Consider the following 12,903-nt stretch of genomic DNA (forward strand, 5'->3'; position numbering starts at 1 on the left):
TGATTGATTTCAGGGCATTTTTTATTTAGACGATTTTTTGTCAGTCAGCGTTTTCATAAAGGCAATTAATTGTTTCTTTTCAATTGCAGTCAGATTCAGTTTATCTTCAGGCAAGGTTTGATTAGGAAGTTTGAAACCCAAGCCATTCCCTCCGCCATCGTTATAAAAATCTACAACCTCTTCTAACGTTTTAAAAACTCCGTTATGCATATAGGGAGCCGTTAACGTTATATTTCTAATCGTAGGCGTTTTAAAAGAATGCCGGTGAATTATCGCTTTTGTCAATTCGAATTTTCCCAGATCTGCATCCAGTTTTTTGTTTTTATCCGGAACACCTAAAACTTCGCTTTCAGATTTTTCAAAATGTGGAGGCACCGTTCCGTTTGTTAATGGAATAAAATGGCAGGTCGCACATTTCGCCTTTCCGGAAAACAAATTGAATCCCGCTTTTTCATAGGCATTCAACCGCGCTCTTCCCCGCATGTATTCATCAAACCTGGAATCGTATTTACTCAACGACCGGATATAGGAAGCCAACGTATTTTTAATTGTAAATTCACTGATCTCTTTTTCAGGAAAAGCTTTCTTGAATTTTGCTGCATACCTTGGATCCTTTTTTAATACCAAAGCAGATTTGTGTAATGATCCGTGCATTTCATTCTTGTTGGCAATTACAGCCAACGCTTGGTCCTCCAAATAATTCACTCTCGAATCATAAAAGAAAACCCTCTGAAAGGCAATATTAGAAAGAGTAGGCGTATTTCTTTTTACCAAAGATTTACCATCAAGTGCAACTGCCTTTTCCCGACCATCTGTAAAAGCATTTTCGGCATTATGACAGGAAGCGCATGAACGCAAATTATTCCCTGACAGAATAGGATTATTGAACAGCAGCTTGCCTAATTCTATTTTTTCAGGTGTTGTTTCATAGTCCGGGAATGCCGAAAAAGCTTCCTCATCAAAGGCATCTTTATCAAATAATGTTTGAGCTGTCGATTTCAATCCTCTTGGCTCTTTGATAAAAGGGATTTTAAGTGCTCTTTGCGTACTGTATATATCTATACTTAACGGATTGGCAATTTTCAAAATAAAATCGGCCCTGTCAAATGTGTTAAAATCACTGTTCTTTGTCAGATACTGTTTTCCCTCTTGGATTATTTTTAAAACTCCTTTAAAATTGGAATCATTTTCGGCATACACCTTAAAATACTTTTCAATACTTTTTAAAGAAACAATCGCTTCGGGAATGGAATTTTGCGCAATCGGAGAATCAAATCCCGTAATTCCCAAAGTGATGATTCTGAAAACCTCCAAACGCATCGCATCAAAAACATGTGAATCCGTTAGCTGATTGGTTTGAGCAACTTTATCTAATCTTTTTAAATTGGCCGACAGGATTCCAATCTCTTGCAGGAGTTGGGCTTTACTTTCTTCATTATAGGCTGGAAAAATAAATTCCTCAATTACCTGAAAGCCTTCCGGTGGAATTGCTTTTGAATCGTCCTCTTCAAACTCATCTACTGCAGGACCATTAATGGCTTTCGATACGGCCGGAAAATAATATTCGCTAATCATCTCCACACGCTTGTAGCTCTGATGGGCTTTTAAAAAATGCGCCTGGATTTGGGCCACTGATGAGTCGGAAGCAACTACATGTTCCAACTGGGATACTTCCTGAATTAAAAAAAGAATATCCGTATTATATAATTGGCTTATTTTGGCGTGCTTTTGCTGATTTTTGCAGGAGAAAAATGAAAATACTATTAAAAAGAGAAAAAACTTTTTCATATGAAGTTTAAAAATGTTGGAATGATAAAAGCAGCAGCCACAATTCCGTATTGAAACCGTGGACAACTGCAAGGATTTAATTTAGAAGTAAATTATCTTGGTAAACCTTTAATTACAACAATTTGGCTTGCCTGATCTTCGTTAGGACGGTTTGAACCACCATCAACACTTTTATACTGTGCTCCTCTCCAAGTATGAGGCTGAACACTCAATAAGAATGTATCTTCAATTCCTAATTGTTCAGAAACATCAATTAAAGCACCATATTCCCAATCCCCAAAATTAGACATTCCACTTGCATTATATTTAGTACCATCTGTTTCCAAACGACGGTGATCTAATTCGAACACAATCTTCAACTCTTTTGTAGTTAAATTATATTGATAGATGTAGGCATCGTGCGTTTCATCACCATAACCATTGGCATCTTCCTGTATGTAGGCATAGTTTTTGGTCACGCAAATATTATCCGGATTTTGGAATTTCCCGCTAATTCCGGTACGAACATCTCCATCAACTGCAACTTGTAGAGTTCCTGTTAAAGGATTGGCAGGGTCTAAATTCAATTTGTAAACTCTTCCGTATTTTGCCCGTGAACCATCTGCATTGTTGCCGGAAATCTGTTGGCCTGTTACATTAAAATAAATTTCACGATCGGCAGACTGCCCTCCTTTTCTATAATCCAAATCTTCTACTCTACCGAATTTTATAGCTTTTAATGTATTTACAGAAGCATTAATCTGGGCTCCGGTCATCGTCTTGTGATTATCAATTTTCACAAAAGTGACATTGTAAGTCTGATTTAAAACCAAATCCTTTTCTCTTTGATTGTCGTCGTTTCTTTTCATCATGTATAAAGAGCCGTTTTCTAAATCCCCGACGGTATTCGAAACATACATAAAAAGCTGGCCACCATTGGTTCCTGAATCGTCATCACCGATCACAATTACCGTTTTTCCTGCAAATGCCGTCTTGTTTAATGGTAAAGCATTTTCAGCGCTTAATCGGCCTAAACCTGGCAACTCTCTGGAAACACTTGCTGAGCCAACAGTTCCAAAGGGATCCAAACCATGCGTACGGGATTCTTCACCGGATTCCCCACAAGTTAAATAAAGCGGCCCAAAACCATGTTCCGCAACAGTAGCCATCGAGGCACCGCAAAGTCTCCATGTTCCTCCGTTAGAATTTAACAAATATTCCCCTTTGGTAGGTTTGAATGTTTTGTCTAGCGTGATTCTTGAAACCGAGAAATTATCTTCATGATTCACTAAAAAAGTAAAAGTTCCATCTGTGTTTTTCAACAAGCCTGATCCGTCAGCTGACCCTCCAAAAACAAAAGCAGGGCTGCCTGTCAAAACATCATCAGATGCAATAAGAGAAAAAAGATTCAGATTCTCAAAACCGCTTTGTTTTTTCAATAAAACTGGCGTTACAGAGTGGCTGGCCAAAACTACCTCAGTAGTTTCAGTCGCAGATTTAGAATCATTCTCACAGGAGATCAATGACGCTAAAAAAAACAGTGGTAAAATAATTCTTTTCATTTTGGTATAATAGTTTTTAATTCGAAGCAAAGTAATAGCCTGAATTTTAACTCCAAATGAATAGAATATTAAAAAAATATGAAGTGTTTTTTTTTAATAGACTTAAAGAAACCAATAAGTTTACATGCTAACTTTAAGATGACTCAAGCATAAACTTGAATTAACATTATGTCAGAAAATACGCTTAATTTATTTTTCTTCCTTCAGCATTTGTTTATACATTTTAATATTGTCCAGGATTTCGTCATCCATTTTCGGTTCCTGAATATCGGTATGCTTCTGCATTTCTTCCCAGATAATCTTCCCTACAATATAACGTGCCATTTCCTTATCATCTGCCGGAATGATATACCAGGGCGCAATTTCAGTTGATGTTTTATTGATAGCTTCTTCATAACAATGCATATAGTCATCCCAAAGTTCGCGTTCCTTCAGGTCGCCGGTCGAAAACTTCCAATTGTGTTCCTTTTCTTCCAGTCGGCGTAACAACCGTTGTCTTTGCTCCTCTTTACTCATGTGCAAGAAGAATTTCAAAACCAGCGTTCCATTTTGCGATATATGCTTCTCAAAATTTCTGATCTGCTCCATTCGGTTTTCCCAAAATTCGGGCGTGATGTCATCGACCTTTTCAATTCCCGGAAGGTTTTCATTCAGAATATACTCGGGATGCACCCTGGTAACCAAAACATTCTCATAATGCGAACGGTTGAAAACGGCAAATTTGCCCTTTTCGGGCAATACCAGATAATGCCTCCATAAATAATCATGATCCAATTCGGCCGAGTTCGGTGTTTTAAAACTATGGACCACCACTCCGCGGGAATTGAGTTCCTTGAAAACCTCCCGTATCAGACTGTCTTTACCCGATGTATCCATGCCCTGCAGACAGATCAAGACGCCATAGCGGTTGTGTGCATACATCACATCCTGTATTTCGCTTAATTTCATTCGCACCTTGGCCAGTTTATGTTCCTGATCATCATCATCGCCGCCTCCATCGAAATGCGTGGGTAAATTGGAAAGCTGAATCGGGCCGGTAACTTTATAATCTTCGGGATCAATAGACTTCATGGGAAATAATTTATATTTACAACTCAAATATAAGCAATTATCAGGAGCTATTTCCAGCTATCCGTTGCAATCTGAGCCCAAAAACGCAGGATTTCCACTGCTATCTGGGCTAGGGCTTGACGTTTTCGACTAAAATTATGCAAAAATTCACCTTAGAATTACTATTTCAAATCATCGGGATCGGTTCCGCATCGGGACTTGTTTACAAAGACCATTCGGCATTTATCATTGGCGACAACAGCGGCTATCTTTACGAATACAATCTGGAGAACAAGGATTTAAAACGCCATGCCCTGATACAAAATCCAGCGGAAAACATCGCTAAAAAAGACAAACCTGATTTTGAGGCCATAACGCATTTCGGAAATGACTTCTATATTTTCGGATCGGGTTCTACCGAAAAACGTAATACGATGGTTCAGATCAATGCAACAACAAAAGAAATCATTGCTACTACCGACTTAACTAATTTATACTTGGTCATGCAGAGTTTCGGAAAAATCAAACCAGAAGACTTTAATATTGAAGGCGCCATTTATAACGGGGAGAATTGGTTTTTACTGAACCGTGGAAATGGAAGCGCCTATAAAAACATTGTTTTTACCATTCAGGGAAAGAACCTGACGAATGAATTTAATATCCTTTCCAACGAATTCACCCTGCCCAAAATAAAAGGCGTTCGCTCAAGTTTTACCGATGCGGTTTTGGTGGATAACAAAATCTATTTTTTGGCTACAGCCGAAGACACCAACTCCACTTACGACGATGGTGAAGTATCGGGAAGCCTGATCGGGCGTATTGATATTGATACCATGGAAATCGACTTTACCCATAAAATCAGCGATACCCATAAATTTGAAGGATTGTCGTTATATAAAAGTACTGATGATAAACTGGAATTCCTGCTTTGTGACGACAACGATACTGAGGAACTTAAGGCAAATATTTACAAATTGACTTTAGACAAGTAAAAAATAAAAATTTACAAGACCTTTAATAATAAGGGATTGCGAATAATTTGAATTATTTTTCATTTGGTTTCCAACCTTTTTCCCTTTTTCCACCTCTTTAGTATAAAGACATCAATTGTGATAAACGAAAATCTTATAACCGCCTGTAAAAAAATGCACCGCGATGCCCAGCACCAGGTGTATGCACTTCTGGCGCCCAAATTATATCGTACCTGCAAACGGTACCTTAAAAATGAGGAAGAAATTGAAGAAGCACTATCGGATGCATTCTTTACGATTTTCACTAAAATGGATCAGCTAAAGGAAGTAAAAGCTTTTGAAGGGTGGGCACGGAAGATTACGGTAAACCATTGTCTGGCAACCATCAAGAAAAGCACCAACTTCAATATGTATCTGGATGACGTGAAAATACTTTCCCAACCCTTTACAGCTGAAGTAACTGAACTGGAAGAAGACGATTTACTCAATTTACTCAACCATATTCCGGAAGGATGCAGAGCGATTTTCAATCTCTTCGCTATCGAAGGCTATGGTCATAAGGAAATAGCAACGATGCTTTCGATTTCAGAAGGAACATCAAAATCACAATTGAATGTTGCGAAAACCAAATTAAAGGAATTAGTAAATAATTTGTATTACCAAAAAGCAAGATAGTCATGGACAATCACGATAAAATATTTGAACAATTTAAGACCGCTTCCCATAAAGCCGAAACCAAAGACTTTCCGGCTATGGATAAGGTGTGGTCAAGGATTGACGGAAAACTGGATCGGACCCAGATAAAAAAAGAAACCAAGTTATGGAAGAAAGTGGCTGTTGCGGCTTCCCTGCTTTTGGTCGCCTCTGTCGGATATCAATTTTTAAAATCAGATCCCGAAAACATCCCAAATCAGAATGTCGTTATAATCGACAGTACCCAAACAGTAATTCCAAGTCCTATTTTAGAAAATAATGCAATTGTAGCAAACGAGACCAAAAATGCAATTATAAAAGAAGACGCCAATCAGATTCTGGAAGAACAGATGATAAGCCAACCCGATGTTGCATCGGTAGAAATTGTTCCTGCAGCTGAGAGCATCGCAGATACGGAATATGACAAAAGAGCTGAAAATCTTGAAGAAAAAAGCTCCGCGAGTTTCGTTGCCAAAAAGAATACCAATGATATCGTGAGAGGTCGAAATTACGAGGCGGTAAGTGTTCAGCATAATCAAATGGAAATCCAAACTATGGATAGTGAACCGGCACCCAAAACGGCTGCTAAAACAAATGCCCCATTGGTCGTAATTGATGGCAAGGCAGATAAAAAAGGGCTTTCCAAACTGAAGGACGACAACATTGAATCAATTGTAGAACTGAAGGAACCTTTATATATTATCAATGGCGTTCCTTATTCGGAGAAGGAATTGTTTGGTAAGAATCCCACCAGTCCATATGCACCATTAGACCAACAGGAAATAGAAAAAACAATTGTACTGCAAGGTGAAGAAGCAATCGCACGCTATGGAGACAAAGGAAAAAACGGTGTTTTAATCATTACCACAAAAAACGGGAAACCTGCAAAGACTCCGAAATAAAGTCGTTAAGAAATAATCTAACTTTTTAAAAAATCACACCATGAAAAATCTCAAAACGTTTTCATTAGTCCTTACTATGCTTATATCTTTCCTGACATTTGGTCAGAAAGACAAAGCAGTTATCGGAGAAAAAACAATAACGGGTATCGTTTCGGATGCTTCCGGTCCCTTGCCAGGTGCAAACGTAGCTGTAAAAGGAACTAGCAGAGGAACCCAGACTAATTTGGAAGGGAAATATTCCATTAAAGCAAAAACTGGGGAAATCCTCGTTTTCAGTTTCATCGGCATGAAACAGAAAACGGTAAAAATCGGCACGGCATCTACTATCAACGTAAAATTAGAAAATGCTGTAGCATTACAGGAAGTTGTAGTTACCTCCATGAGCATAAAAAGGAAATCAAAAGAAATGCGCAGTGATCAGATTCAGAATGCTCCTGTGGTCGGATATGTCCAAGGGCTACAGATAAACACACCCAACCCGAGTTCCCATATTACAATAAGAGGAACGTCAATTTCTGATAAAAAAGATCAAATTCAACATCAACAAAACAACCATACAAATCCAATGTATGAAGGTGATGAAGATTATGACACTTTTGTAGAAAACCCTTTCGAAAGTCCAAAAAACGCCCCGTTATCTACTTTTTCTATAGATGTGGACAACGCTTCATACACCAATGTGCGTCGTTTCATAAACAATGGGCAGGTGGTTCCAAAAGATGCAGTTCGTGTGGAGGAAATGATTAATTTTTTTAAATACAATTATCCACAGCCCAAAGACCAGCATCCGTTTTCCATCAATACGGAATACAGCGAATGTCCATGGAACATGAATCATAAACTGGTCCGGATAGGTTTGCAGGGAAAAAATATTCCAACAGATGACCTGCCTACTTCCAATTTGGTCTTCCTTATTGATGTTTCGGGTTCCATGAGTGCGCAGAACAAATTGCCATTATTGAAAGAATCATTTAAAGTTTTGGTGGGGCAATTGCGCCGGGAAGACAATGTCGCCATTATAGTCTACGCAGGTGCTGCCGGTTTGGTTTTGCCTCCTACGTCTGGAAGTGAAAAGCAGACCATCATCAACGCTTTGGATAATCTTTATTCCGGAGGAAGCACTGCCGGTGGTGCCGGAATCGAATTGGCCTATAAAACTGCTGCAGAAAATTTCATCAAAGGAGGTAATAACCGTGTCATTCTGGCAACTGACGGTGATTTCAATGTAGGGTCTTCATCCAATGGTGAAATGCAGACCCTGATCGAAGAAAAAAGAAAATCCGGCGTTTTCTTAACGTGTCTGGGTTTTGGAATGGGCAATTATAAAGACAGTAAAATGGAAATCTTAGCCGATAAAGGAAATGGAAATTATGCCTACATTGATAACATACAGGAAGCCAATCGGTTCCTTGGAAAAGAATTCAAAGGTTCCATGTTTGCCATTGCAAAAGATGTAAAAATCCAGATTGAATTCAACCCCAATCATGTAAAAGCTTACCGATTGATTGGTTATGAAAACAGAAAACTGCGTCCCGAAGATTTTAAGAACGATGCTATTGATGCGGGAGAATTGGGAAGCGGCCACACGGTTACTGCTTTATACGAAATCATTCCGACAGGTTCCATAAGCGACTTGTACAGTGAAAATACCGAATTGAAATATACCAAAGTCGAGCCTACGGGAACAAAATATGCCGATGAACTGGCCACGATAAAATTCAGATACAAAAAAACGGATGGAGACAAAAGTATCGAAATGGTAAACGTGATTGCAGACAAACCTGTAAAATTAGAAAACACACCGGATGACTTTAAATTCAGTTCGGCTGTAGCCTGGTTTGGATTAAAAATCAGGGATTCGAAATTAGTGATCAATAAATCTTCTGATGATATCAAAAAATTGGCGAAATCAGGTTTGGCTTACGATGAGCAGGGATACAAAGCCGAATTTATCCGATTGGTGGAGGCCGTTCTTTAATTGAAAAATGCCTGACAAATTAACTGTCAGGCATATTTTATTTTAATGAAGTTAAACTATTTCTCAATTTCTCGCATGCTGTCCATTTTCTTGTGAGCCAGGAAACCGGTGATATCTTCGAAATGTTCTTTCACGCGCTTGTTACCGAATTCAAAAACCTTGGTAGCCAATCCGTCGAGGAAATCACGGTCATGAGAAACCAGAATCAGTGTGCCGTCAAAATCACGCAAAGCATCCTTGATAATATCTTTGGTCTTCATATCCAAATGGTTAGAAGGCTCATCCAAAATCAATAAATTGACTGGCTCCAACAATAGTTTAATCATAGCCAGACGTGTTTTTTCACCTCCTGAAAGGACTTTTACTTTTTTGGTCACATCATCACCGTGAAACATAAACGCGCCTAAAATATCTTTTATTTTGGTACGGACATCTCCAACAGCAATATCATCAATCGTTTCAAAAATAGTGGCATTCTCATCCAAAAGTGACGCTTGATTTTGTGCAAAATAACCAATCTGAGCATTGTGGCCGATTTCGACACTTCCGCTGTTAATTTCGATTTCTTTCATGATGGCTTTGATCATAGTCGATTTACCTTCACCATTTTTCCCAACGAAAGCAACTTTTTCACCTCTTTCAATTACCATATTGGCATCCTGAAAAACTACATGGTCCCCATATGATTTCGTCAAATCCCTTACAATTACAGGATATTGTCCCGAACGCGCTGCCGGTGGAAATTTCAATTTTAGTGCTGATGTATCAACCTCATCAACCTCAACAATAACCAGTTTTTCCAGCATCTTAACCCGAGACTGAACCGCATCTGTTTTAGAAAATGTTCCTTTAAAACGGTCTATAAAAGTCTGATTATCGGCAATCATTTTTTGCTGTTCGTCGTATGCTTTTTGCTGATGCACGCGACGGTCTTTTCTCAATTCGAGATAATGGGAATATTTGGCTTTATAATCATAAATCCGTCCCATAGTAACTTCAATGGTACGATTGGTAATATTATCAACAAAAGCACGGTCATGCGAAATCACTACTACTGCTTTTGCAGAATTTATAAGGAAATCTTCCAACCATTGGATGCTTTCAATATCCATGTGGTTTGTTGGTTCATCCAGTAAAATCAAGTCCGGTTTTTGCAAAAGTATTTTAGCCAATTCGATTCGCATTCTCCATCCCCCTGAAAATTCAGAAGTCTGACGCGTGAAATCTTCACGTACAAATCCCAAACCTAATAAGATTTTTTCCACTTCGGCCTCATAATTGATTTCGTCAATGGCATAGAATTTCTCGCTCAAATCCGAAACCCGTTCAATGAGCTTCATGTAGGCATCACTCTCATAATCGGTTCGAATAGTCAATTGTTCATTGATTTCATCGATCTCGGCTTTCATGCTGAAAATTTCTCCATATGCTTTTGATGCTTCCTCCATCACCGTTGCCCCGTCAGTAGTCAATAAATGCTGTGGTAAATAGGCAATGATAGCTTCTTTGGGTGCGGAAATATTTCCGGTAGAGGGTTTGCTTTGTCCTGCAATTATCTTTAGAAGTGTCGATTTCCCGGCACCGTTTTTACCCATAAGGGCAATTTTATCATTTTCATTTATGGCAAAAGAAACATCGCTGAAAAGCGTCGTGCCACCAAATTGCACCGAGACATCATTAACTGTAATCATTTTTGTGGAGTATTATGTTTTCCGATATTAAAAAATCGTTTTTTTAAAGGCGCAAAGATAAGCTAATTTGAAAATGTGACAATCTTAAAATGAGGTCCCGCTGTCTGATATTTTTGAGGTTGGAATTTTAGTCCAAGAATAACAGCATAAAAAAAACCACAACTTCAATTGTGGTTTTTTTATGTTCTATTTTTAAATATTTAGACGGAACTCTTCGATAATTGGATGAGCCTTTCCAAAATCGATTTCCTGGATAAACAATTCGACTGCCTGTCCTGAAGTGCCAAAACCGGCCGCTTTCGCGGATTGTATGTTGTTTTTTAAAACCGTAGCAATGCCAATTGCTTCAATTTTTTGCTGCAATGCTTTCGCTAAAATTTCACTGCCTGAAAATATTTTCATTAATCCCATGTCGTTCTGTTTAGATTTGATTTATTATTCTTCGATTTCAAAAAGAACCGGTTCCACCATCATTTTTTCTGCTAAAATTTCTATCCTTTCTGATATTTGTTCTGAGAAAAGAATGCGTTGTGTACGCGTAATACTGTTTGATATCCGCATGATTTTCGTCTCATGACGCAATTTCAGAATCGCGTCGGCATCATCAATAATGAACATTTTCAATCGGTTGACATTGTATCCTGCGGTAGTGAACATATCGCTGAGCTTATTTGGAGTGCCTATCAGCACGTCAATACCGGTAGAGATGTAATTTTTGTCGAATTCCGTATCGCCTTTGTCATGAACTCCATAAACCCTTAAATTAGTATAATTACCTAATTTTTCGAACAGATCTTCCATTTCCAAAACTTTAGCCTTGTCTTCCACAATAATCAATGCACGAGGGGATTCCTCACCTTCTTCGACTAACTGCTGGATAACATTGAGCACGATAGTGGTGGTTTTTCCGCTCCCTTTCGGGGAAAGGATGATGCAATCGGCTCCGCTTTTCAGTGTTGAAAATGTTTCCTGCTGCAGTTCATTGGCTTCGCTTAAACCGTTTTCAAGTAGTGCCTGCTGTAACTTTTCGTTTATTTTTTTTAATTTCATTTTTATACTGGTATATGCTTTGGGTTAAACCAACGCTAATTTATTTACTGGCAAATAATTTGACATCATTTTCCGAAATCTCATTCCCCCCAAGGATAATCAACCGCTCCACCACATTCCTGAGTTCACGGATGTTTCCTGTCCAATCGTATTCTTTTAGTAAATCGATTGCCTTATCAGAAAATTGCTTGATGACTGTTCCCTGTTCCGAAGCAATTTTTTCGGCGAAATGAGAAATCAACAATGGAATATCATCCCTTCTTTCATTTAGTGCAGGCACCTTGATAAGGATAACCGCCAAACGATGGTATAAATCTTCTCGGAAACGCCCTTCGGCAATTTCGGTTTTTAAATCTTTATTTGTGGCGGCTACTACGCGAACATCCACTTTAATGTCTTTGTCGGCACCAACTCGGGTAATCATGCTTTCCTGTAAGACACGCAAAACTTTGGCTTGCGCCGAAAGACTCATATCACCAATTTCATCCAGAAAAATGGTTCCTCTATCCGCTGCTTCAAACTTCCCGGCGCGATCCTTTACTGCCGATGTAAAAGCACCTTTCACGTGTCCGAACAATTCACTTTCAATCAGTTCCGAAGGAATGGCAGCACAGTTTACCTCGATTAAGGGATAAACGGCTCTTTCACTTTTTTCGTGCAATTGGTGGGCCACCAGCTCCTTCCCGGTTCCGTTGGGTCCGGTAATTAAAACGCGTGCTTCAGTTGGTGCGACTTTATCAATCATCACTTTGATATGATTGATGGCATCGCTTTCGCCAATCATCTCATAGTTTTTACTGACTCTTTTCTTCAGGATTTTATTCTCAACTACCAGTTGTTTTTTATCCAAAGCGTTACGTACGGTGTTCAGCAAGCGGTTCAAATCCGGTGGTTTAGAGATGTAATCAAACGCGCCCAGACGCATCGTATTGATGGCCGTTTCCATATCCCCATGACCGGAAATCATAACCATCGGAATTTCTGGTTTTATTTTTTTGACGGCTTCGAGCAGTTCAACCCCGTCCATTTTAGGCATTTTGATATCACACAATACCAAATCGTAATCATTATTTTTTATTTTTTCAAACCCGGCAACCCCGTCTTCTGCATCCTCTACCTGATAGGTGTCGCTTTCTTCTGAAAGTATTTTACTAAGTACCCTTCGAATGGCGGCTTCGTCCTCTATGATTAATATTTTTGGCATCTTTAATATTATAATAATTATTATTTGCTTGATTA

Annotated in this window: 11 protein-coding genes; 4 read left to right on the plus strand and 7 right to left on the minus strand. The window is 38.8% G+C overall.

The window, feature by feature from the left end; genetic code table 11:
* Window positions 1-21: 21 nt before the first annotated feature.
* The 3 genes from FNW07_RS05090 to FNW07_RS05100 all read right to left on the minus strand — a co-directional run bounded on the left by FNW07_RS05090 (window position 22) and on the right by FNW07_RS05100 (window position 4,400).
* Window positions 22-1,788, minus strand: coding sequence for a cytochrome c peroxidase (locus FNW07_RS05090; RefSeq protein ID WP_126743608.1), 1,767 nt, complete (start codon window positions 1,786-1,788; stop codon window positions 22-24).
* A 92-nt stretch (window positions 1,789-1,880) separates the two neighbouring features.
* On the minus strand, window positions 1,881-3,329 hold the full coding sequence (locus tag FNW07_RS05095) for a hypothetical protein (RefSeq protein WP_126743607.1): 1,449 nt from the start codon (window positions 3,327-3,329) through the stop codon (window positions 1,881-1,883).
* Window positions 3,330-3,518: 189 nt separating this feature from the next.
* On the minus strand, window positions 3,519-4,400 hold the full coding sequence (locus FNW07_RS05100; RefSeq protein ID WP_126743606.1) for a PPK2 family polyphosphate kinase: 882 nt from the start codon (window positions 4,398-4,400) through the stop codon (window positions 3,519-3,521).
* Between the two features lie 137 nt (window positions 4,401-4,537).
* Here FNW07_RS05100 and FNW07_RS05105 point away from each other — a divergent pair, with 137 nt between their 5' ends.
* The 4 genes from FNW07_RS05105 (at window position 4,538) to FNW07_RS05120 (ending at window position 8,923) form a co-directional block, all read left to right on the plus strand.
* Window positions 4,538-5,371, plus strand: coding sequence for a hypothetical protein (locus FNW07_RS05105; RefSeq protein ID WP_126743605.1), 834 nt, complete (start codon window positions 4,538-4,540; stop codon window positions 5,369-5,371).
* 153 nt (window positions 5,372-5,524) lie between these two features.
* Entirely contained in the window at window positions 5,525-6,025 is a 501-nt protein-coding gene (locus FNW07_RS05110) for an RNA polymerase sigma factor (protein ID WP_126743643.1), read from the plus strand.
* 2 nt (window positions 6,026-6,027) lie between these two features.
* On the plus strand, window positions 6,028-6,945 hold the full coding sequence (locus FNW07_RS05115) for a hypothetical protein (RefSeq protein ID WP_126743604.1): 918 nt from the start codon (window positions 6,028-6,030) through the stop codon (window positions 6,943-6,945).
* 40 nt (window positions 6,946-6,985) lie between these two features.
* Window positions 6,986-8,923 carry a VWA domain-containing protein gene (locus tag FNW07_RS05120; RefSeq protein ID WP_126743603.1) on the plus strand — a complete coding sequence of 646 codons (1,938 nt, stop codon included), beginning with the start codon at window positions 6,986-6,988 and terminating at the stop codon, window positions 8,921-8,923.
* A 56-nt stretch (window positions 8,924-8,979) separates the two neighbouring features.
* On the opposite strand, the gene FNW07_RS05125 is transcribed toward FNW07_RS05120, so the two are convergent.
* From FNW07_RS05125 to FNW07_RS05140, 4 genes are all read right to left on the minus strand, one after another.
* Window positions 8,980-10,614, minus strand: a complete 1,635-nt coding sequence (locus FNW07_RS05125) for an ABC-F family ATP-binding cassette domain-containing protein (protein WP_126743602.1) — start codon at window positions 10,612-10,614, stop codon at window positions 8,980-8,982.
* Between the two features lie 192 nt (window positions 10,615-10,806).
* On the minus strand, window positions 10,807-11,025 hold the full coding sequence (locus tag FNW07_RS05130) for a putative signal transducing protein (protein WP_126743601.1): 219 nt from the start codon (window positions 11,023-11,025) through the stop codon (window positions 10,807-10,809).
* Between the two features lie 24 nt (window positions 11,026-11,049).
* Window positions 11,050-11,664, minus strand: coding sequence for a DEAD/DEAH box helicase (locus tag FNW07_RS05135; protein ID WP_126743600.1), 615 nt, complete (start codon window positions 11,662-11,664; stop codon window positions 11,050-11,052).
* A 40-nt stretch (window positions 11,665-11,704) separates the two neighbouring features.
* Complete coding sequence (locus FNW07_RS05140; protein ID WP_126743599.1) at window positions 11,705-12,868, minus strand: sigma-54 dependent transcriptional regulator; 1,164 nt, start codon at window positions 12,866-12,868, stop codon at window positions 11,705-11,707.
* Window positions 12,869-12,903: the final 35 nt, after the last annotated feature.

This window comes from Flavobacterium sp. GT3R68 (assembly GCF_007109225.1).
Classification (GTDB): Bacteria; Bacteroidota; Bacteroidia; order Flavobacteriales; family Flavobacteriaceae; genus Flavobacterium.